This is a genomic window from Rhodoferax potami (assembly GCF_032193805.1).
GTDB classification, from domain to species: Bacteria; Pseudomonadota; Gammaproteobacteria; order Burkholderiales; family Burkholderiaceae_C; genus Allorhodoferax; species Allorhodoferax potami_A.
Map to the genome: position 1 here is coordinate 677,892 of NZ_JAVBIK010000001.1, position 21,385 is coordinate 699,276.

Sequence of the window (21,385 nt, forward strand, 5' to 3'; positions counted from 1 at the left end):
GCGCTAGACTGCTTGTTACAAATTGCCCTACGTCGCCAGACGCACCTCTGTGAATTTGCCCACCCCCAGGATTCGTAGCTCGCTGCTGGTTGCCCTCGGCTTCATGGCAAGCACCGTGGCCATGGCAGCCTGCGAGCGCAAGCTGCAAGTCCCCGTGTCACCGACCGGCCAGAGCCTCACAGTCAATGGCGAACGGGTCGGCGGAATTTACAAAGACCTGCTCGACGCCATTTCCAGCAAAAGCAAGTGCACCTTTGTATTCAGCCCCGTACCACGGGCCCGACAGGAACGCTTGTTTGAGGTGGGCCAAGCGGATGTAATGCTCGCTGCCACACGATCACCCGAGCGCGACGCCTCCGGTATTTTCATCCCCATGGTGCGCAATCGCGCCACCATCATTTCTTTCGGCAGCGCGGAAAGAAAGGCGTTTACGAACATTCCCGAACTACTCAAGCAAATCAGCGTCAGGTTGGTGGCTGTGCGCGGCTTCAACTTCAGCCCCGAGTATTTAGAGTTCCTCGACTCCATGGAAGCAGAAGGCCGGCTGGTACTGGAGCCAGACCCGATAGGCGTCGCCCGTTGGCTCCGCAGCAATCCGAACGATGTCACCCTCATGGCCCCGATCACGCTGTATGGCGCGCTGATGGATGACGAGCGCATGAAAGACATGCTCGACACGATGCGCGTTGAGCCCATGGACGACATGCCCTGGGGCGAGAGCGGTATCTACCTCTCCCGCACCTCGATGCCGGCCGGAACCTTGAAATACTTGAGGACCGCCATTCAGCGGGAAACCCGCGGCGATTACCTGTACAAAAAGTTCAGCGCGATCTATCCCCCGTTCGTACTCAAAGGCAGTGTGATGCCCCTGGTCCGTTAATCGTCAATGAAGGGCCCGCCAGGGTCAGCACCTCACAGCACCTCCAAGTACAGACCAAAAAAACCACCGCAAGCGGTGGTTTTTTGTTGGCCGGAGCGAATCAGGAGGATTTCTTGCGACGCGCTGCTGCACCAATCGCGAGCAAACCGGCCAGCAACATCGCATAGGTTTCCGGCTCGGGAACCGCAGCCGTGATGCTCAACAAGGTGTAGTCCGACTGGTTAGTACCTTTGCCATCGACACGAGCACCCATAGCCGCACCAAAAGTCACTTGGCTCACCAACTTGTTGCCAAAGGGGTTGGCCACCGACCAAGCGCCACCTTTATTCACCGTCGCTGGGCTCAAATTGGTCACTTGCGTGCTGGAGCCATTCCACAGTGCCACGGTGTTGCCGGTGGCAATCAAGCTGAAATTGGCGGTGGTGTGGTCGGCATACAAGACCGAGACAATGGCTTTCTCTTGCACATCGTGGTACTCGGGGCCATTGAACAAGAGGCCGACGCTGAAGTTTTTGACCAGCACACCGCGGGAGAAAGAACCGGTAATGGTTTCACCGATGTCGATTTCACCAGGGGTACGGCCATTTCCGTGGCTCGGAGACACCCCTACGCCCAAAAAGCCGTCTTGTCCCGGCTTGAAGCTAAAACGCGCAGTCGCACCGTTGTTTTTAGCCGCAAAGCTGGCCACTGTGCCACCCAGGAAAGTGGTGTTGTAGGTGCTGCTCAAATTGGTGAAATTGGCGCCGTAAATAGTGTCGAACGTATTCGCTGGCGACACGGTTGCTTGCGCTGACAGAGCAGCCATGGCAAGACCGGCAACTACCGCGACGCGCTTCAGGTTGGGAATGAACATGGTGAAGACCTTTTCAAATGTGACGAGAGGTTACCGGTTCTGCGCTATTTTTTCGATGAGCCGAATGGACTGTTGCACGGACTTTTTTCACCAAATCGGGCAAAAAACACCATCTTGCAGCCGGTAACCCCGCACCGCCACCGCACGGGCCTCGGCTTCATCGTGGGTCACCCAAAGCGTGGCCATGCGGTGCTCGGCAATATGGGCCTTGAATTCGGCGCGTAGTTGCAGGCGCAGGTCGGCGTCCAAAGCGGAAAAAGGCTCATCGAGCAACAAGGCACGCGGACGCGTGATCAAGGCCCGGGCCAGCGCCACCCGCTGCTGCTCCCCGCCCGAGAGTTGCCACACCTTGGAATGGGTGTAAGCCGACAAACCGAACCGGGCCAGCATCGCTACCGCCTGGTCCCGGGCCGCTTTGCGGGGCACCCGCTGCTCCACCAGGCCGAAGGCCACGTTGTCTTGCACATTCAGGTGTGGGAACAGTGCAAAGTCCTGGAACATCAAGGCAAAGCCTCGGCGCTCCGGTGGCAGCGCGGTGATGTCTTGACCATCCATGCGGACGCTGCCGGCATCCGCCGCCTCCAGGCCCGCCGCAATCCGCAGCAGGGTGCTCTTGCCGCTGCCGCTGGAGCCGAGCAAGGCGACCGTCTCGCCCGCAGCCACGCTGACAGAAACCCCGCGCAGCAAAGGCCGGGCCACTCCTTGAGGGGGCTGCCACTCCTTCACGATCGATTGCAACTCAAGCACGCGCGTCACCTTCCTTACCGGGCCATTCAATCAACACAAAAGCCAACAGTGCCAGCCCCATCAGCACGCAGGCGAGCACCTGCGCAGCACCCAGGTTCACCGCACCGGGCTTGCCCAGGTGCTGATAAATCAAAGTGGTAAGTGTGGCCCACTCAGGGCGCGATAAAAACAAGCTCACGGCAAACTCGCCCACAGCGGTGGCAGCCGCAAAGGCCATGCCCCGGCGCAAAGCCGGCGCCAACAAGGGGAGCGTGACCCGCCAGAAACAGCGCCACGGGCTGGCGCCCAGGCTGCGGGCGGCCTCCAGGTAGTGGGCGGGCAAGCTATCCAAGCGCGAGGCCACACTTTTGGCCACGAAGGGATACGCCAGCAAAGCGTAGGCCGCCACCAACACACCGAAACTCCCGCTGGCCTCGGGGTACAACAACAACAGGCCAAACGCCACCATCACCGGCGACACAATAAACGGCAGAAACACCAAGGTGCGCAGCCATAGCACCCGGCGGGCCGCTAGGGCGTGGGCAACACCCAGCACAGTCGCCAGCACCAATGCCAACAGCGAGAACCGCACGGTGTTGTAGAGGGCCAGCAAGGTGTCGTCCTCCCGCAGCACACCCCAGGCATATGCTCCTGAAAACATAGCACCATGCGCAATGGCTATAAGGGGTGCAGCACATATAAGCACCCAAACACCGACAGTGGCCATGACCGCACTCCACAGCACAACGCCCCGGGCGGGCCGGCGCAGCACCCCATCCGCCCGGGCGGGGGTAGCCAAACGGCGCTCTACCGTCGCGTAGCCTAGGGCAACTGCGCCTGTCAGCAACAACATCCAAACAGACAACACACTGGCCTGCCCCAGTTGCAGCTCATGGGCCACCAGGGTGTAGATCTCGACCTCCGCCGTCGCATAGGCCTGCCCGCCCAAGACCAGCGCCAGTCCGAAACCTGAAAAGCAATACAAGAACACCAGGCACAAGGCCGAGGCCAACCAGGGTGCAATCGCCGGCCACTCCACGCGCCAAAAGGCCCGCCAAGGCGTGGCCCCCAAGCTGCGGGCGGCCGCCACCCTGGCGGCGCTCACCTGCGAAAGCGCATCCACCGCAGCGCGCACCAGCACACACAGGTTAAAAAACAAATTGCCAAACAGCAGCAGCCACGGCGTGCCCTGCAAATCCGGCCCGCCCCACTGCGCGAGTAAGCCACGCGGCCCCATTAAGGCCAACACACCCATGGCCGCGACCAGGGTGGGAACCACAAAGGGCAGCATCAAGCCGCGCAACAACAAGCTCCGCCCGGGGAAATCCAGCCGCGCCAGTACCCAACCCATGGGCAGGCCAATCAGCAACACCAAACCGCAGGTCATTGCCGCTTGCGCCAGCGACCACAGCAGTCGCCCGCGCAGATACGGGTCTTGCCACGGGGCCCACAGGTCGGCACTGCCGCCCTCCACCATCAGGCGCACGGCGGGTGCTACCAGTACCACCGCCAAAAACAGCAGCGGCACAGCAGCCAGCGCCCAACGGTCCCACGCCCAGGGGCGGGGCCGTTTCAGGCGCGGGGTCTCAAACGCCACAGCGGACGCTGCAGGCTTACTTCAACACCACCTTGGTCCAGCGGGCGACCCAGTCGCTGCCCTTGGCGGCAATGTCTGCGTCGGACGGTGCGTTGAACGCGGTGGGCTCAGGCGCAAAGCGGAAGGCATCCGCCTTGGCGACACCGGCTTCGGCCGGGTACATCCACATGTCGGTCTGCATCGCGGTCTGCACAGCCGGGGACCGCATGAACTCGACAAACTTTTCGGCCGCAGGGCGCTGTTTGCCGCCCTTGACCAAGGCAACACCTTCGACCTGGCGGAACACAGCGCCCGGCAAGCTCAGGGAGGCTGTCGGCGGCTCGCTCAACTTGGTCTTGCTGTAGAACACTTCAGCCGCCGGGCTGGTGGCGTAGCTCACCACGATGGGGTGTTTGCCACCGTTCTGGCTGAACTCGGTGTAGTAGGCCTCGGTCCAGCCCTTGGCCACTTTCAGGCCGTTGGCGCGCAACTTGGCCCAAAAATCAAACGCTTTGTCCTCGCCCATGGCGCCGATGGTGGAGAGCAAAAATGCATAGCCGGGGCTGCTGGTGGCCGGGTTTTGCACGACCAGCAATTTGGCGTAGGCGGGTTGGGTCAGGTCATCCAGCGTTTTGGGCACGGCCACGCCGTTTTTGGCGAACCAGGCTTTGTCGTAGTTCAGGGTCACATAACCGTAGTCCACCGGCACCAGCGGGGCCGGCAACTCAGCGGCGGGTTTGCGCCCGGCGGCGGCAGTTGTGCTGGTGTCCAGCACGCCGGCAGCCAGCGCCTTGGGGGCAAACGCGTTGTCAATGCCGTAGACCACATCAGCAATCGGGTTGGCTTTGGTCAGGATCAGCTTGTTGAGCATTTCACCGGCGTCGCCGCCTTTGGTGATGCGCAGCTTGACGCCGTTGTCTTTTTCAAACTGCGCCAACAAGGGCTTGGGCACAGTGAAGGAGCTGTGGGTCAAAACCCGCAGGTCAGCGGCGTTGGCGGCGGTCAGGCCCGCAGTCAGCAGGGCGGCGCCCAGAGTGGTCTTGAAAAACGAAAAAATCCCGTGTGGCATGGTGTGCTCTCTTTTCAATGCGCCGGCGGGGGTCGCATTCAAAAACCGGCACCCGCAAAGGGGGATCAGGCTTCGCACGCTTCCTACGCTGGCATAACCCAGATCAGGTACATGGGGTATTTCTCAGTCCTGTGAAGGACACCCCCGGTGGAATCGGTGATTGTAGGCTTTCAGTCCATGGCTGCATGCGCTAGCCCCAAAAAACCGGTTTGTAGACCATCAGATAGAACACGGCCAGCATGGCCGCAAAGGCCGGATAGCCCAAGGCTTCCCAACGGCGGTCATAGTCCCAGTGCACCCCCTGCAAGGCATGTCCATTCTCGTGGGCATCTTTTGCCAGAGCCGCCATGCGGATCTGCAAACCAACCACCGGCATCCAGCACGAACCCTGTTGCGGGCTGAACTATCGCTGCAGGCGTGGTAAGCCACCAGCCGGCGCGCACGACCAATCGGGTCACCACCGCCTGCGCCGCAACGACCCCGCTGCGGTGGTTCAGTCGGTGTCAGGAGCGTAGCGACAACTGTCATGAGCAACATGGCAAGAAGTGCTACAAAAAAGACACGGCGCCCCGGTTTCCACCACTAGAGCACGCCAAGAGTCAGGTCCAGCGCAGCGCCACTCCACACCGGAACATTGGCAAGAAGCGGATCCGCAATGCCGCCCGCAAGCAACAACGCGTAGCTCTGCCCGTCCAGCTCCCACGCATTGCAAATTGCGGTGAGTAGCCACACCAACACCAAGCCATAGCGCAGTAAATCCCGATCAGCAAGAGACATCACGTCTCCCTTGGGCTTGCCACTGTTCAACGTCAGAAGCATGCTGGGCCAAAAACGACTGCAAGCGCGCAAAGCGCTTCCGCGTCTGGTACCTGAAAACGGCGTCAATCAGAGGTTCGATGCATCGCATCAGAAACCCGGGCCCGGCTTGAAGTGTGTAGGTGTACAAAAGAATGGAGCGACCCTCCCCACTATCCCTGTGGCGCATGGAAGCGGCCCAACGTGAAAAAGGAAAAGCGGTCCCCACCATGGTCGCAGCCGCCAATGAGGGTGGCGAGTAGCTGACAAAGCGGGTGTGCATGGATAAGCTTTGCATCCAGCCCTTGCCACCGCTAACCGTAACCGCCCCGACCGACGGGCACGGCGCACCACCTTCAACCCGTGTGTTCTTGACCAAAGAGTCCCAGCGTAGCCGCCACGCGTGGTAATGGAATGCATCAAACACCACTTCGGACGGAGCGGGCATCTGAAATTCAAATTTGCCGTGAGCCATGGTCTCAACGCTCCTCTACGACCTGAGTCACCATGCCCCATTTCGCAAACTCAGGGCTGAATTCTTCCAAGGCCACAAGGCCCATGGCAGGGTAAGCCCCCGCCGTGAAGCGCTGACCTGAAGCCAGTTTCCGGGCCAGCAGAATGGCGGCCATGCAAGGAATTTCCGGCCCATGGTCATGGTCCGCGGCAATGTGCCAGGAGCGTTTCAGGGAGTTGCCATCCACACCCTTTCCGGAAACCCGGACGACCATCCCACCTAACGCCGAGCCAAAGGGGTCAAAACACTTTGCACCCGCGTTCAGGGCCCCGGCCAGAGCAGCAGGATTGGGGAACGCCCGATGGCGACGCAGCCAGGCCATGGCGGCAAACACTCTCTGCGCCAAGGTCACTTCTACAGCCGCACGGAATTCGACACGATTGCGCACGGCGTAGTGCGAAGGAAATAGCTCCAGGTCCGGGATATCACAGGGCGAGCCAAGGCGAGCCTTCAAGCCGCGTATCTCTACAGGCTGCGGATCGCCCCAACCGGTGAGCGACTGCCACTGTCCGTTGCGCCAGACCTGGATCGCTTCGCCACAATAGCCGAGCACCGCCCGCATGGTGGCCACGCCTCGTGGAGCAGTCTGGGCGGGCGCGATGCAAATGTCGATGGTCTCCACAGTTTGCCATCCGGCACAGAGTGCATTCACCACGGCTGACGACAACGCTGGCACTGTGCTTGCGCCACAGATGGCTACGCGGTCAAGCGCTTTGAATTCCGCGTCCAAGGCCGGTGCGAAATCGCACACAAAACGACGGCCGTCCGCCAGATCGATGTAATGTGCGCCGGCTTGCCCACAAGCACGCGCCACCGCGTAGTCCTGCCCCTGAAAGGGGCCTGCGGTGTGAATCAGCAACTCAACGTTCAAATCGGCCAAGACCCGTGAGAAGTCGGAACTGTGCATATCCACTGCCACACCACGGACACGGTCCCGTGCGGGTATGGTTTCCACAAAATTCTGTGCTGCGAGCCCGTCCCTGCCGGCGACCAGCAGCTCTATGGAGGGTGAGCCCGCCAATGCCCGGCTAATACGTGCGCCGAAATTCCCGTACCCGCCCAAAACCATGACCCGCATGCCCGCTCCCTCTGATTCATCGTTGGCAACTTTCCGATCTCCACTATAGAGCCTGCGGTATCGGTGAAATTGCACAATCGCCCCATGTTCCAGAACTTCCGGCGCCCCGCTGGGCCTTTGTGGCCCCTACTTTGCACTTTCTCGTGGCAAGAGCTGCGCCACCACCCGTGGCGCAATGCAGCGGCGGTGGTGTCGGTGATGCTGGGGGTGGCGCTGGCGTTTTCGGTGCACCTGATCAATGCCTCCGCGCTGGACGAGTTCTCGCAGGCGGTGCGCTCAGTGGGCGGGCAGCCCGACCTGGAGCTGCGCCCGGCCAACCCGCAACAAGGTGTGCCGCTGGATCTGTGGGGCCGCTTGCAACAAGACCCCGATGTTGCGCTGGCCTCCCCAGTCCTGGAACTCAGCACCTACGCCCTGCCCGCCGATGCCGGGGGCAAACGCGTGTTGCTGCGGGTGGTGGGCATCGACACCCTGCAAGTAGCAGCGGTGGCCCCGGATTTGCTGCCCCGGCCTCTGGCAAGTGACGATACAACCGATGCTGACGGCGCTGCCCCGGACCGGCTCGCTTTTTTCGCGCCTGACACCGTGTTTTTGAACCCGATGGCGCGCCAACAGTTGCAGGGCAACACGGTGCGGCTGCAAATGGGCTTGCAACTACGCACCGTGCGGGTCGCCGGCAGTGTGGCTGCCGGGGGCGGCCCCCTGGCGGTGATGGACATTGCCGCGGTGCAAGACTTGTTTGGGGTGGGTGAGCGCATCAGCCGCCTCGACCTAAGGCTGCGTGCCGGAGCCAACCGCCAGGCGGTGCAACAGCGTCTGCAAAACGCTGCAGATTGGCCGCAGGGCCTGAGTCTGCGCGAACCCGGCGACGCGGTGAGCCGCATCAGCAACCTGTCGCGCGCCTACCGGGTGAACCTGACGGTGCTGGCCCTGGTGGCGCTGTTCACCGGTGGCTTTTTGGTCTATTCGGTGCTGGCTCTCAGCGTGAGCCGGCGCTCACAGCAATTTGCCCTGCTGGCGGTGCTGGGCCTCACGGGCGCACAGCGGCTGCGCTTGGTGGTGCTGGAGGCTGCCGCACTGGGGGTCTTGGGTAGCGCCCTGGGCCTCGCACTGGGCACCGGCCTGGCAGCTTTGGCCTTGCGGCTGCTGGGGGGTGACTTGGGCGGAGGCTATTTCAGCGGTGCAGCACCCGCCCTGCAGTGGAGCCCGGTGGCCGCAGTGATTTTTGGCGCCCTCGGTACCACTGCGGCACTCCTGGGGGCTTGGGGCCCGGCCCGGTTGGCCCAACAACTCCCCCCCGCCCAAACCCTTAAGGGCTTGGGCCATGCGCACACCCGTAGCCACGCCACCCGCTGGGGCCTGGCCCTCATGGGTGCAGGCGGCGTACTGGCGCTGCTGCCTCCGGTGTGGGACATGCCGCTGGCAGCCTACCTGAGCGTGGCCGCCCTGCTGCTGGGCGGCATCTTGAGCCTGCCGGCCGCCGTGGGCGTGGTGCTGGACCGCATTGCGCCAATGTTTGCGCGCCGCTTGCTGCCCTTGCTGGCGGTGGAGCGCGCCCGGCGGGTGCGGGAGAGTGCAGCGGTCGCCGTGAGTGGCGTGGTCGCCGCGCTCAGCCTGGCGGTTGCTCTAACGGTGATGGTGGCGAGCTTTCGCGGCTCAGTGATGGATTGGCTGGACCAGGTGCTGCCCGCCGACCTGTACCTGCGCACCGCCGGCAGCGGCAGCGCCACAGAAACCGCCTTTCTGGACCCGGCCTTTGTGGCACAAGCCGCCGCGCTGCCCGGCGTGGCCCGCGCCACCACCCAGCGCACGCTGAGCGTGTCGCTCAGTGCCACACAGCCCCCGGTTGCACTGATCTCCCGCCCCTTGCGCGACCCGCAAAGCGGCAACCTGAATCTGCCGCTGGTGGGCGATGTGCGAACAGTGCCGGCCGGTCATATTGCGATCTATGTGAGCGAGGCCATGGTGGACCTGTATGGCGCTCAGCTGGGGCAACCGTTTCCGGCCCTACAGCGTGCTTTTATGCCAAATAAGGCTGTAGCCCAAGCGGGAAATGCGGGAGTAGCTCCTTTTTTTGTAGCAGGCATATGGCGGGACTATGCCCGCCAAACCGGGGCGATCACCCTTGATCAGGCAGACTTTGCCCGCCTGAGCCAAGACACACGGGTCAACGACATGGCGTTCTGGCTCGACGATGGCACCGATGCCGGCGCACTGCAGGCCCGCATGCGTGCACTGGCCGACCAACTGGCCAACACGCCGGCTGGCGAAGCCGGTGAATTACTGGAGTTCAGCTCCGCCCGCGAGATCCGGACCATCAGTTTGAAGATTTTTGACCGCAGCTTTGCGGTGACTTATTGGCTGCAGGCCGTGGCCATCGGCATCGGCTTGTTCGGGGTGGCTGCCAGCTTCAGTGCGCAGGTGCTGGCGCGGCGCAAGGAGTTCGGGCTGCTGGTGCATCTGGGGCTGACACGGCAGCAGATATTGCGGGTGGTGGCCCTGGAGGGCGCCGCCTGGACCAGTATGGGTGCGCTGGCGGGCGTGGCGCTAGGCCTGGCAGTCGCGGTGGTGTTGGTGCACGTGGTCAACCCGCAAAGCTTTCACTGGACCATGGAGCTGGCCCTGCCTTGGGCGCGGCTGGCGGCCCTGGCTGGGGCTGTCGTGCTGGCTGGCACTGCTACCGCCTGGCTGGCCGGGCGGGCGGCGGCGGGGCGGGATGCCGTGATGGCTGTCAAAGAGGACTGGTAAGTTAGCGCCTTTGCAGGCGTGTCCGACCAGCCGCTCCCATATCGCCCCGATATCGCCCCGATATCGCCGCAGCGCTTATTTTTTGCCGCGGATTTTGGCCAGCTCGGCTTGGGCTTCGTTCCACAAGTCCATGCCGATATCAGCACCGATAGTGGCGTACACCCGGGTCAACTTGTCGCGCATGCGTGCGGCCTCGGCGGGGGGCAACTCGTTGATCTGCATGCCCTTGGCCTTGAGGTCGGCGACTGCCTTGGCGGCTTCATCGCGGGTGTCTTTGCGTTCAAAATCGCGGCTCAGTTTGGCGGCGTCGCTCAGGATTTTTTGCTCGTCCTTGGAGAGCTGGTCCCACCATTTCTTGCTCACCAACACAATCCACGGCGCGTAGACGTGGTTGGTCACGGTGACGTATTTCTGCACTTCGTAAAACTTGCTCGACAGAATGGTGTTGAAGGGGTTCTCCTGCCCGTCCACGGTGTTGGTTTCCAGCGCGCTGAACAACTCTGAAAACGCCATGGGAACGGCATTGGCGCCCAGGGTCTTGAAGCTGTTCAGGTACACATTGTTTTGCATCACGCGCAGCTTGATGCCCTCCAAGTCTTCGACCTTGTTGATCGCGCGCTTGCTATTGGTCAGGTTACGGAAACCGTTTTCCCAGTACACCAGCCCGACCAGGCCTTTGTCTTGCAATTTGTTGCGGATTTTGTCGCCCACAGGGCCATCCAACATGGCGTCGGCCTCTTTGGTGTTGCTGATCAAAAAGGGCGCATCCCACAATGCCATTTCTTTGGTGATGCCGACCAGGGTGGCGGTGGAGCCGACCATCATTTCCTGCGCGCCGCCGATCAAAGACTGCTGCATTTGTGTATCGGGGCCGAGTGCTGCGGCACCGATGGCGCGCACTTTCATTTTGCCGCCCGAGGCTTTTTCAACCGCCTCGGCAAACACCTTGGCAGCGCGGCCCTGGTTGCTTTGCTCGTTGAGCCCGTAGCCGAAGCGGATCAGGCGGGGCTTGATGTCTTGCGCAAGCGCGGGCAGCGCGGCGCTGAACACAGCGGCGCCAGCCAGTGCCAGAACGGCACGACGGATGAGGGTGGTGGATGTTTTCATGGTGTGTCTCCAGGGTGGGTGTTGTTGTGACAAGAAAAAAGGTTTGGGCTCAGCGCATCCACGCGACCGGTGCGGTCACGATCTGCGGGAACAGCACGAAGAGCAGCAGAATCAGCACATAAGTGATCAAAAAGGGATTCACCCCCTGAATCACCCGGTGCAGCGGCAAGCGCCCGACGCCGGCCACCACATTGAGCACCGTGCCCACCGGCGGCGTGATCAGGCCGATGGCGCCATTGAGCACAAACATCAAGCCGAAATAGACGGGGTCGATGCCGGCTTTCACCGCAATCGGCAGCATCACCGGCGCAAAAATCAGAATCGTGGGTGTCAGGTCCAAGGCAGTGCCCACCAGCACCAGCACCAACATCATGACCAGCATCAGCAAGCGCGGGCTCTCCACCAGCGGCCCCAGCCATCCGGTCAGCACGCTGGGCAAATCGGCTAGCGTGATCATGTAGCTGGCCACTTGGGCACCGGCGCACAAGAACATGACGATGGCGGTGGTTTTGGCAGCGCGCACCAACACGCCGTACACCGCCGACACCTGCATTTCGCGGTGAACGAACAGCGCCACCACCAGGGCATAAAACGCGGCCACCACCGCCGCTTCGGTGGGCGTGAAAACGCCGGTTTTCATGCCTCCGATGATGATGATCGGCATCAACAGCGCCCAGAAGGCCTTGAGGGTGGCGTGCAAGCGCTCACTCAGGGGCAGCGGCTGCCCCTCGGGCAGGTCCAGGTTGCGCAGCACCAGCTTCCAGGCGACGATCAAGCCGGCCCCCATGATCAGCCCCGGAACGATGCCCGAGAGGAACAAGGACGATATGGAGGTATTGGTCGTCACGCCGTAAATCACAAACGGCATGCTCGGCGGAATGATGGGCGCGATGATGCCGCCCGAGGCGATCAAGCCGGCCGAGGTGTGCATCGGGTAGCCCTGCTGGCGCATCATGGGCATCAAAATAGTGGCCAAAGCGGCGGTGTCTGCCAACGCCGACCCGCTCATGCTGGCCATGAGCACTGCAGCACCGATGGCCACAAAGCCCAGCCCGCCGCGAATGTGCCCTACCCATGCCTGCGCCATGGTGATGATGCGCCGGCTAATGCCCCCGCTGTTCATCAGCTCACCGGCCAGAATGAAAAACGGCACCGCCAGCAGCGGAAAGCTGTCCACCCCTGCCACCAGGTTCTGGGCGAGCAACTGGGTGTCCCAGAAGTCCAGCACCCAGGCCATGCCGGCGCCGGTCAGGACCAGTGCCAAGCCCATGTTCATGCCAATGCCCATCAGGGTCAGCATGCCGACCGAGAACACCACAAACGCCAATGCTTCGTTGCTCATGGCCTCACTCCACCTCTGCCGCATGACCGAGGTCGAGCGGTGTGCGTTGAATCAATTCCCACAATGCCATCGCACCGATCGACAAGGAACACAAAAATGCGGGCATCGGCAGCAACGCCGTCGGGTAGCCCAAGACCACCGAATAGCTGTCCAACCCGACCACGATCTGCTGCCAGGCCCCGTGGGCCAACATGCAGCATGCCAACAAAACCAGCACGCGAATGAACGCAGTGGCCAAGACCAGGCGTACCGGATGCGCTTTCAGCATGGCCACCAAACTGGTGAATGCCATGTGCTCCCCTGCCGGGTAAGCGGCTGCCGCGCCGATGAACACCATCCAGACAAACAGCAAGCGGGACAGCTCTTCGCTGGCGGCCACACCGCTGCCAAAGCCATAGCGCAGCACCACGTTGACAAACACTGAGAGCGCCATCACGCCGAGGCAAGTGGCCATCAGCACTTGGGTGATGCGCGCAAAGGCGCTGGGGCGCAGTGCAGGCAGTGTGGACTCGGGGGCCGCAGTTTCGGGGTGCTGGCTCATGCAAGCTCCTTGGCGCGCAACAGCCACGTGCAGATATCGGCCTGCAAGGCATCCAGCGAGCGGGTGGCGTCCAGCGTCAAGACCCCGGCTTCGCCCTCAGGCGACTCCAGCGTGGCGAACTGGTTGTCCACGAGTGCGGTGTTGAAAAAATGTTGGGCCGCACGGGCGGTCACCCGGGCCTGGGCCTCGGTTTGTGAAATCTGCAAAAAGGCGAAGCGCAAGCCCGGGCTCGCCTGCCGCAGGCGCTCGCGGTAGCTGCGTTTGAGGGCGCTACAGGTCACCACCACGCCCTGGGGCTGCAAGGAGATCTGCGTGGCCAAGGTCGCGAGCCAGCCCTGGCGGTCGGCATCCGTCAGCGCAATGCCGGACTGCATTTTGTGGCGGTTGGCTTCGCTGTGGTGGTCATCGCCCTCCACCAGCGGCCAAGCCATGGCCTGGGCCACCCGGGCCCCTACGCTGGATTTGCCGCAACCGGCGACCCCCATGATGACAATCGAATTCATATCACTCTGTATTTTTTGGATAGCGCTATCCAGTTCAAACCAAAAAAATGCCGCATCTATCGTGCAACGCAATGCACCCGGCGGCTCTGGACGATACGGGTAACTACCTTCACCCCGTGTCGTCGGATAGCGCTATCCTATGAGAAGATTTTAAAAACCCATTCAGTAGTTTCCCTAGCTCATGAACTCCCCCCTCCGCCCGCGGGCCACTGGTCGTGTGACCCTGTCCGATGTTGCCCAACTGGCAGGCGTCAGCCCGATCACCGTGTCGCGGGCGCTGCGGGGTGAGCGGGCGGTTGCGCCGGATCTGGTGGCTAAGGTGCGTGCAGCAGCCGATACGCTGGGGTATGTGCCCAACCCTGCAGCGCGGGCGCTCGCTTCCGGGCAGAGCAGCCATGTGGCGGTGCTGATCCCGATGTTGTCGAACGCCTTGTTTGTCGACCTGCTGGAGGCGCTGCAACACACCTTGCGACAAGCGGGGTTTCAAACCTTGATCGGCATCACCCACTACGACCCCAGCGAAGAGGAAACCCTGCTGCGCGAGCAGCTGCTCCACCGCCCAGCGGGCCTGGTGGTGACCGGCTTGGAGCGCACCGAGGCCACCCGGCTGCTGATTGCGCAAAGCGGTGTACCGTGTGTGCACTTGATGACCACCGACGCGCCCGCCGGCTCCCACTGTGTGGGCTTTTCGCAGCGGGATGCGGGGCGGGACATGGCGCGCCACCTGATCGCGCAGGGTTACCGGCGGATTGCGTTTGCCGCTGCGCAACTCGACCCGCGCACCCTGCAGCGTTTGGCAGGCTGGCGCAGTGCGCTGGTGGATGCAGGGCTGTATGACGAGGTCCTGGAGTGGCTTAACCCGGCGCCCTCGTCACTGGCCCTGGGGGCCCGCATGTTCGAGCAGATCATGGGGCAGACACCACCGGTGGATGCCATCTTTTTTTGCAACGACGACTTGGCCCAAGGCGCACTGCTGGCCGCGATGCGAACCGGTGTAGCGGTGCCGCAGCGGGTTGCGATTGCCGGGTTTAATGACCTGACGGGCAGCGACCAGATGGTGCCCCCGCTCACCACGGTGCGCACCCCGCGCGCCGAGATCGGCCATGCCGCAGCCCGCATGTTGATGGGGCTGATGCAGGGCGAGCCATCTGACAGCAGCGCTATCGACCTGGGCTACACCCTGCAGATACGCCACAGCACCTGAGCCGCTGGGGGCCCCATGCCTCAGGGTGCGTTGGACTCCAAGCCCCGCAGCACCCGGCCACGGCCGGCCACCAAGTAGTCGCCAAAACCCGCCAAACCGGCGAGCAGGCGCAACATGGAGCGGGCCACCAGTGCCAGCCCAACGCCGATGTCGCGGGCTGGATCCACCACAGTGGCTTGCCAGCGGCTGGCCGCGCCGCTCTCGGGCAAAGGCACCCATTGCAGGCGGATGCTGTCTTGCCCGTGGTAGGGCCACGCCTCCACCACCACCCGCTGCCCGGCGCGCAGCGGCAGATCGTGCCCCAAGGCAACGAAATGGTCCCCCGCGTCCGCCAGCGGTGTGTGGCGCGCCACATCCAGCGTTGCCCACGCCCGCCCGCTGACTACCTGCAGCACACCGGCGGTGCGCGGCTTCAGGGTGACCGCATGGCCGTGCGGCAACTTCCAGGATTGCAGGGCGGGCGATGATGACACGGACTCGCGGGATGGCATAAAAAACTCCTTAGGGGGTGAACAGGCCCATGAATGATCCGCCCGGCCCGCTGTACCGTCCAATGATTTCGGGCTATGCTATTCATTCCGATACCGCATGAATCACTCCTGCCATGAGGCTGCCCCATGTCTGATGCCATCGCCCCGAATACCGAAATACGCTTGCGCACCCGCCCGATCTCTATGGGTCATTTGCGTGCCTTGGAGGCGGTAGCGCGGCACCTCAATTTTCGGGCGGCTGCCGAGGAGCTGGCGTTGACCCAGAGCGCCGTCAGCCGGCAGATCCAATCACTCGAAGAAGAAGTCGGCGTGCCCCTGTTTTTACGGCACACCCGTGCAGTCGAGCTCACCGGCGCTGGAGGACAACTGCTGCGTGCGGCCATGCCCTCGCTGGAGCGGATTGATGCGGCGGTGCGCCAGATCCGCCGCACGGCGGGACGCAAGAGTGTGGCGATTTCCACCTGGGCCTCGTTTGCCTCGATGTGGCTGATTCCGCGGTTGGAGGCCTTTCAGGCCGAGTACCCCGATATCGATATCCGGATTGATGCAACCGACAACCCGGTCGACCTCGACACCAGCGATGTGGACCTGGCCATCCGCTACACCCAGCCCGGCAGTGTGCGAGCCGATGCGGTGCGCCTGTTCGGCGAACAGCTCACCCCCGTGGCAAGCCCGTGGTTGCTCAAAAGCGGCGCGCCCTTGCGCAAGCCCGCGGACCTGGCCCGATTCGCCTTGCTGGAAGCCAGCGATACCCACCGGGTGCAGCACATAGAGTGGCTGACTTGGCGGCGGTGGTTGGAGTTGAACCAACAACCGAGACTGGAACCCAAGCGTTGGATGTACTTCAACTACGCCCACCAAATTGCCCAGGCCGCACTCACCGGCCAGGGTATTGCGCTGGCCCGCATGCCGCTGGTGGCCGACAGCCTGGCCAGCGGCGATCTGGTGGAGGTGTTGCCCGGCGGGCGCATCGATACCCCCATGGTGTATTGGCTGCTGGTAGGTGCCCGCAATAGCAGCCGGCCGGAGATCCAGGCGTTTTGCGACTGGCTGTTGGCCCAGGCCGCCATCACCCGGCAAGCCACCGGCGAAGACCCCCACACCGCCTCGCAAGCCCTTGCACGCTAAACCTGTACCCTCCCCCACCGCATGTCCGCCCCGAACCGTATTCCCCTCTCTGTGCCCGGCCGCTTCAGCCCTCTCAGGCGGCAAATGTTGCTGGCGCCAATGCTGGCGTCCTTGCCGCCCGGTGCACAGGCATTGCCACCGGCGACCCTGCGCTTTCCGCGCGATGCGGGCTCGCACAACGCGTTTAAAACCGAGTGGTGGTATGCGACGGGTTATGCGCGGGTACCAAGCGACCGAGGTGAGGCCTCCCGCTTGCTGGGCTTTCAAGTGACTTTTTTTCGCAGCCGGGTGGAGGCCACACAGGGCATGCAATCCCGCCTGGCAGCGCGCCACCTGCTCTTTGCCCATGCAGCCATCACCGATGTGCAGGGCCGCAAGCTCTGGCACGACCAGCGGATTGCCCGCTGGTCGGGCGAGCCCGCAGGCAGTAACCCGGCCGATGTGGCCCATGCCAGCACCGAAGACACGGCGGTAGTTATCCGCGACTGGTTTTTGCAGCGGTCGGGGCCGCATTTGCAGGCGCGGGTCCTTGCGACTGACTTTGTGCTGGACTTGGAATTGCAGGCCAGCCAGCCGGTACTGCTGCAGGGGGTGGATGGCCTGTCCCGCAAAGGCCCGCAGGTGCAGCAAGCCAGCTACTACTACAGCGTGCCCCAGCTGCAGGTGCGTGGCAGCGTGACGCTCAAGGATCAGAAGTACCCCTTGGCAACCGGCAGCACCGCCTGGCTGGACCACGAATGGAGCCAGGAGGTGCTGCATCCGAACGCCGTAGGCTGGGACTGGATCGGTATCAACATGCTGGATGGGGGTGCGCTGACCGCCTTTCGCCTGCGGACAGCCCAAGACACGGCCCTGTGGGACGGCGGCTCCTACCGCAGTGGCCAAGGCGTGCGCCGGGTGTTTGCACAAGGCGAGCTTGCATTCACCCCGCAGCGCCGTTGGACCAGCCCGGCCAGCCGCGCAAGCTACCCCGTAGAGTGGCTGGTGCGCACACCTGCGGGCAGCTTTACGGTCAAAGCCCTGCTGGACGACCAGGAGCTTGATAGTCGCAGCTCGACCGGCGCGATCTACTGGGAAGGCCTGTGTGAAGTGTGGAACACCAGCGCAGAGCTGGTGGGCCGCGGCTATCTGGAGATGACCGGCTACGCCAGCCCGCTCAAGATCTAAAGTGATTTGCTACGAAAACAATAGCGACTAGCGCAATATTTACCAGCGCCACCGCCCTATTTGGCTCTTAAAGCCTGCAATTCCCGGGCAGTGCGGTGGGTCTTGCGCCGCTCGCGGCCGGCCAACCATCGCAGCACCAAGGCGTGAAAGGCCTCTGGTTGTTCGAGCATCACCCAATGCCCGCAGCGCAGCGCGTGGGCTGCGCCATCCTCTGAAGCGCGCAGGGTGTGCAGCCAGCGCGGGGAATGGAACATAAAGGGTTTGCGCTCCCCGAACACATACAGCACCGGACAGGTCAGCTGCACCGGGCGGGTGCGGAGCCCCCCTCGCATCCCGAACCACTGCATCACATAGGGAAAGTTCATGGTCCAGCTGAGCTGTAGGGCCGGCACGGGGCAGCGCATCAGGCCTGCCATCCAGCGCGTCATCCGGTTGCCCAGGCCGGGGTGCAAGTAGCGCCCCACCATCCAGGCTTTGGCCAACCAGAGCTGGTAGGCTGCCACCGCCAATTTCTGTTTCAGCGACAAGGACTGGAGATACGCCCGCGCATTGTGGTCCCCAATGTCGATGGCGACTACGGCCTCGACCCGCTGGGGGTGCCGCATCGCCAGCTCGTACCCAAAAATGCAACCCCAGTCATGGAGCATCAAGGTGACCGGTGCGCCGGGGCTCACGGTCTGAATCACCGCGACCAGGGCATCCACCACATCATCCAGCTTGGGCACCACCGGGGGCCGCTCCTGCACCTCACCGAAGCCGGGGAGCGTTAACCGCACACACCGGTGGTTGTTTTGCAGGGCGCGAACGGTGCCGTCCCACACGGCCAGGGTGTCTGGCCATCCATGCAACATCAGGACCGTGCGCGGTCCGCTCCCCTCCACCTGTACCTCCATGCCTTGGATATGCATTTTTCGAGTCTCCATGGGTCCTCCTATTTTTTTCATGAGCTTACATCGACTGATGTGCAACAAAATGAAACAAACCGCAAAGTCCCGCTCAGGTGTCTCTCCGGCAGACTGCGCAATACTCAGTGATTGACCGGCACGCGCTTTAATTCTGCGGATCGCCTTGCAGCCCGGCCCATCACCCTTACCTGATTGCCCATGAGTACCTCTGAACGCCCCAAATCGACCAACCCCAAGTCTTTGAGTGGCTTGCTGCCGTTTTTGAAGCCGTATCGCGGGCGGATTGCCATGGCGCTGGTGTTTCTGGTGCTGGCAGCGGTGGCGACCCTGGCCTTTCCGGTGGCGCTGCGCAGCTTGATCGACGGGGGCCTGGTGCAAGCAGACAAAGGGACCCAGGTGATGGCGCTGCGCAATCACTTTGCAGCCCTTTTTGCGGTGGCTGTGGCCTTGGGGCTGTTTTCTGCCGCGCGCTTTTACATGGTGAGCTGGCTGGGTGAACGGGTCACCGCCGACCTGCGCAATGCGGTGTACAGCCATGTGCTTCGGCAGAGCCCGGAGTTTTTTGAAACCACCCAGACCGGCGAAGTCCTCTCGCGCCTATCGGCCGACACCACGCTGGTCCAAACCGTAGTGGGCTCTTCGCTGTCCATGGGCTTGCGTAACGCGGTCATGGGGGTGGGCGCGTTGGCTGTGCTGGTGTGGACCAACCCGGTCGTCATGCTGCAGGTGCTGGCTGTTTTGGTGCTGATTGTTTTACCCAGTTTGTGGTTCGGTCGGCGGGTTCGCAAGCTTTCACGAGCCTCGCAGGACCGGGTGGCCGACTCCAGCGCCATCGCCGCAGAGGTGCTCAATGCGATTCCGGTGGTGCAAAGCTACACGGCCGAAGACCGGGAGACCCAGCGTTTCATCAGCTCGACCGACAACGCCTTTGCAACGGCCGCCAAACGCAGCCTGATGCGCTCGGGCCTGGTGGCCTTCATCATCATTGCCACCAGTGCGGCTTTGTTGTGGGGCTTGTACCAAGGCACCCAAGCCGTGGCCGAGGGGCGCATTACCGCCGGGCACTTGGGCCAGACCGTGGTGTATGTGATTATTTTGGCCAGCGCATTTGCGGTGCTGGGTGAGGTGTATGGGGATCTACTCCGGGCCGCCGGCGCCACCGAGCGTCTGATGGAGTTGCTGGGCACCCGGTCGCCTATTACTTCACCGGCTAAACCAGTGATTGCGCCCATGCCTGTTGCGGGGAGTGCTATTCAATTTGAAGCAGTCAACTTTCATTACCCGTCACGCCCTCAGCAACAAGCCCTGAAAAACTTCCACTTGAACGTGCTGCCCGGGCAAACGGTCGCGATTGTCGGGCCCAGCGGAGCCGGCAAAAGCACCGTGTTTCAGCTGCTGCTGCGCTACTACGATCCGCAAAGCGGCAGCATTGTGCTGGACGGCTCAGAAACACGGCAACTGGCACTCGATGCGCTGCGACAGCGCGTAGGCATCGTGCCGCAGGATGCGGTGATTTTCTCGAGCAGCGCTATCGAAAACATCCGCTACGGCAAACCCGGCGCGACCGATGCGGAGGTCAAAGCCGCAGCCCATGCCGCTTTCGCCCATGAATTTATCGAGGCACTGCCGGAGGGTTATGACACTTTCCTCGGCGAGCGGGGCGTGCGCTTGTCTGGCGGACAACGCCAACGGATTGCCATTGCACGCGCCATGCTCAAAAACCCGCCTCTGCTTTTGCTGGACGAGGCCACCAGTGCGCTGGATGCCGAAAGTGAACGCATGGTGCAAGCGGCCCTGGAGTCCGCGATGCGCGACCGCACCACATTAGTGATTGCCCACCGGTTAGCGACCGTCCAAAAAGCTGATTTGATCGTGGTGCTCGACCACGGCGAATTGGTCGAGCAAGGGACCCATGCGGAGTTGGTGGCCAAGGGCGGCGTCTATGCGGGTCTGGCCGCCTTGCAGTTCAACGCGTGAGCCCACACAGCCCCCGGTGATTGCTTAGCCGATTTTCGAAGTTAGCTATCGTTTGATAAACAGGCGGTAACTCCCTAAAATCAAGGCTTCACCACCGGAGGCCGCTATGGAAGTTACTCGCACCAAGGTACAGCAACCCGAGCAGACACAAGCGTCCAAACGGGCTGAAAACATCCAACGCGAAGCCGTCAGGCAGGCTGCCGCGACCGAACTGAAGCCCCCCAAGGCGCAAGAAGCAGAGAAAAAGCCGGTCGTGAACGGGCAAGGCCAAACCATCGGCACCCGCCTCAACGTGAGTGCCTGAGCGGTCACAGGCAAGCCCGATGGCCATCAGTGCAACCAACAGCGCAACGCCGTCGATTCAGTCGACCATAAGTCGCGCCCGTTTGGAACAGGCCAAGCGGGAGGCCGAGAATGCGGAAAACAAGGTCGAGTCGCTGCAACAGCAGACCGATCAGGCCGAGCAAGAAGTCCAGTCTAAGAAGAATACAGTTCAGACATTAACTGCGCGCAATACTCTCGAAGACACCACCTACATCAGCCAACTCCGGGCTTCGACATCTTCAGTAGCGCCCGCCACGCAGGACTTTCTTCTGCGCATGTACAGCGCGACTTCCGCCAAATTTGCGGCCAGTGGCAATGCCCTGCGCGCCAGCTTGAATGCACGACCTTTCGTCAACACGCTAGGGCAACCGACGGGCCGGATCGTGGATCTGACGGCCTGATCATCTATAAATATTTCGCATAGTTAGCATATCAAGTGGCCTTGGACAGGTCGGTA

21 protein-coding genes, 1 pseudogene and 1 riboswitch are annotated in these 21,385 nt (G+C 62.5%); of the genes and pseudogenes, 8 read left to right on the forward strand and 14 right to left on the reverse strand.

Annotation, left to right across the window (positions count from 1 at the left end):
* Positions 1-49 precede the first annotated feature (49 nt).
* The gene (locus RAE19_RS03200) at positions 50-880 is read left to right on the forward strand and encodes a hypothetical protein (protein ID WP_313873559.1); all 831 of its coding nucleotides are present in this window, start codon (positions 50-52) and stop codon (positions 878-880) included.
* A gap of 100 nt (positions 881-980) precedes the next feature.
* Here the strand turns inward: RAE19_RS03200 and RAE19_RS03205 are convergent, their stop codons facing one another.
* The 8 genes and pseudogenes from RAE19_RS03205 to RAE19_RS03240 form a co-directional block, all read right to left on the reverse strand.
* The gene (locus RAE19_RS03205) at positions 981-1,733 is read right to left on the reverse strand and encodes a PEP-CTERM sorting domain-containing protein (RefSeq protein ID WP_313873560.1); all 753 of its coding nucleotides are present in this window, start codon (positions 1,731-1,733) and stop codon (positions 981-983) included.
* 87 nt (positions 1,734-1,820) lie between these two features.
* Positions 1,821-2,480, reverse strand: coding sequence for an ABC transporter ATP-binding protein (locus tag RAE19_RS03210; RefSeq protein WP_313873561.1), 660 nt, complete (start codon positions 2,478-2,480; stop codon positions 1,821-1,823).
* Entirely contained in the window at positions 2,473-4,056 is a 1,584-nt protein-coding gene (locus tag RAE19_RS03215) for an ABC transporter permease (protein WP_313873562.1), read from the reverse strand. Before RAE19_RS03215 ends, RAE19_RS03210 begins: the two co-directional genes overlap by 8 nt.
* Positions 4,057-4,072: 16 nt before the next feature.
* Positions 4,073-5,104: a thiamine ABC transporter substrate-binding protein gene (locus RAE19_RS03220; RefSeq protein ID WP_313873563.1), complete on the reverse strand. Its 1,032-nt coding sequence runs from the start codon at positions 5,102-5,104 to the stop codon at positions 4,073-4,075.
* A gap of 62 nt (positions 5,105-5,166) precedes the next feature.
* Positions 5,167-5,260: riboswitch (TPP riboswitch) on the reverse strand.
* A gap of 34 nt (positions 5,261-5,294) precedes the next feature.
* Positions 5,295-5,595: pseudogene (locus RAE19_RS03225) on the reverse strand (DUF2269 family protein); the annotation flags it as partial.
* Between the two features lie 91 nt (positions 5,596-5,686).
* Complete coding sequence (locus RAE19_RS03230) at positions 5,687-5,881, reverse strand: hypothetical protein (protein WP_313873564.1); 195 nt, start codon at positions 5,879-5,881, stop codon at positions 5,687-5,689.
* A complete protein-coding gene (locus RAE19_RS03235) occupies positions 5,868-6,374 on the reverse strand; it encodes an SRPBCC family protein (protein WP_313873565.1) in 507 nt (168 codons plus the stop codon). Before RAE19_RS03235 ends, RAE19_RS03230 begins: the two co-directional genes overlap by 14 nt.
* 4 nt (positions 6,375-6,378) lie before the next feature.
* Positions 6,379-7,491 carry a saccharopine dehydrogenase family protein gene (locus RAE19_RS03240; protein WP_313873566.1) on the reverse strand — a complete coding sequence of 371 codons (1,113 nt, stop codon included), beginning with the start codon at positions 7,489-7,491 and terminating at the stop codon, positions 6,379-6,381.
* Positions 7,492-7,575: 84 nt separating this feature from the next.
* On the opposite strand from RAE19_RS03240, the gene RAE19_RS03245 reads away from it, so the two are divergent.
* Positions 7,576-10,239 carry an FtsX-like permease family protein gene (locus RAE19_RS03245; protein WP_313873567.1) on the forward strand — a complete coding sequence of 888 codons (2,664 nt, stop codon included), beginning with the start codon at positions 7,576-7,578 and terminating at the stop codon, positions 10,237-10,239.
* A 75-nt stretch (positions 10,240-10,314) separates the two neighbouring features.
* Here RAE19_RS03245 and RAE19_RS03250 read toward each other — a convergent pair whose 3' ends face one another.
* The 4 genes from RAE19_RS03250 to RAE19_RS03265 are packed head-to-tail and all read right to left on the reverse strand — an operon-like array spanning position 10,315 to position 13,732.
* A complete protein-coding gene (locus RAE19_RS03250) occupies positions 10,315-11,346 on the reverse strand; it encodes a TRAP transporter substrate-binding protein (RefSeq protein WP_313873568.1) in 1,032 nt (343 codons plus the stop codon).
* 49 nt (positions 11,347-11,395) lie between these two features.
* Positions 11,396-12,688, reverse strand: a complete 1,293-nt coding sequence (locus RAE19_RS03255; RefSeq protein ID WP_313873569.1) for a TRAP transporter large permease — start codon at positions 12,686-12,688, stop codon at positions 11,396-11,398.
* A gap of 4 nt (positions 12,689-12,692) precedes the next feature.
* Positions 12,693-13,229: a TRAP transporter small permease subunit gene (locus RAE19_RS03260; RefSeq protein ID WP_430962510.1), complete on the reverse strand. Its 537-nt coding sequence runs from the start codon at positions 13,227-13,229 to the stop codon at positions 12,693-12,695.
* Positions 13,226-13,732, reverse strand: a complete 507-nt coding sequence (locus RAE19_RS03265; protein WP_313873570.1) for a gluconokinase — start codon at positions 13,730-13,732, stop codon at positions 13,226-13,228. Before RAE19_RS03265 ends, RAE19_RS03260 begins: the two co-directional genes overlap by 4 nt.
* Before the next feature lie 181 nt (positions 13,733-13,913).
* Between RAE19_RS03265 and RAE19_RS03270 the strand changes: the two genes are divergently transcribed.
* Positions 13,914-14,936, forward strand: coding sequence for a LacI family DNA-binding transcriptional regulator (locus RAE19_RS03270; protein ID WP_313873571.1), 1,023 nt, complete (start codon positions 13,914-13,916; stop codon positions 14,934-14,936).
* 20 nt (positions 14,937-14,956) lie between these two features.
* On the opposite strand, the gene RAE19_RS03275 is transcribed toward RAE19_RS03270, so the two are convergent.
* Positions 14,957-15,427: a DUF2917 domain-containing protein gene (locus RAE19_RS03275; RefSeq protein ID WP_313873572.1), complete on the reverse strand. Its 471-nt coding sequence runs from the start codon at positions 15,425-15,427 to the stop codon at positions 14,957-14,959.
* Positions 15,428-15,553: 126 nt separating this feature from the next.
* Here RAE19_RS03275 and RAE19_RS03280 point away from each other — a divergent pair, with 126 nt between their 5' ends.
* On the forward strand, positions 15,554-16,555 hold the full coding sequence (locus tag RAE19_RS03280) for a LysR substrate-binding domain-containing protein (protein ID WP_313873573.1): 1,002 nt from the start codon (positions 15,554-15,556) through the stop codon (positions 16,553-16,555).
* 21 nt (positions 16,556-16,576) lie between these two features.
* On the forward strand, positions 16,577-17,722 hold the full coding sequence (locus RAE19_RS03285; protein WP_313873574.1) for a carotenoid 1,2-hydratase: 1,146 nt from the start codon (positions 16,577-16,579) through the stop codon (positions 17,720-17,722).
* 56 nt (positions 17,723-17,778) lie between these two features.
* Here the strand turns inward: RAE19_RS03285 and RAE19_RS03290 are convergent, their stop codons facing one another.
* Positions 17,779-18,645 (reverse strand): alpha/beta fold hydrolase, encoded by an 867-nt coding sequence (locus RAE19_RS03290; protein WP_313873575.1) that lies wholly within the window; start codon positions 18,643-18,645, stop codon positions 17,779-17,781.
* Positions 18,646-18,825: 180 nt separating this feature from the next.
* Here RAE19_RS03290 and RAE19_RS03295 point away from each other — a divergent pair, with 180 nt between their 5' ends.
* The 3 genes from RAE19_RS03295 (at position 18,826) to RAE19_RS03305 (ending at position 21,329) form a co-directional block, all read left to right on the forward strand.
* A complete protein-coding gene (locus tag RAE19_RS03295) occupies positions 18,826-20,604 on the forward strand; it encodes an ABC transporter transmembrane domain-containing protein (protein ID WP_313873576.1) in 1,779 nt (592 codons plus the stop codon).
* Between the two features lie 106 nt (positions 20,605-20,710).
* Positions 20,711-20,908: a hypothetical protein gene (locus RAE19_RS03300; RefSeq protein ID WP_313873577.1), complete on the forward strand. Its 198-nt coding sequence runs from the start codon at positions 20,711-20,713 to the stop codon at positions 20,906-20,908.
* Positions 20,909-20,927: 19 nt separating this feature from the next.
* The gene (locus RAE19_RS03305; RefSeq protein ID WP_313873578.1) at positions 20,928-21,329 is read left to right on the forward strand and encodes a hypothetical protein; all 402 of its coding nucleotides are present in this window, start codon (positions 20,928-20,930) and stop codon (positions 21,327-21,329) included.
* Positions 21,330-21,385 lie beyond the last annotated feature (56 nt).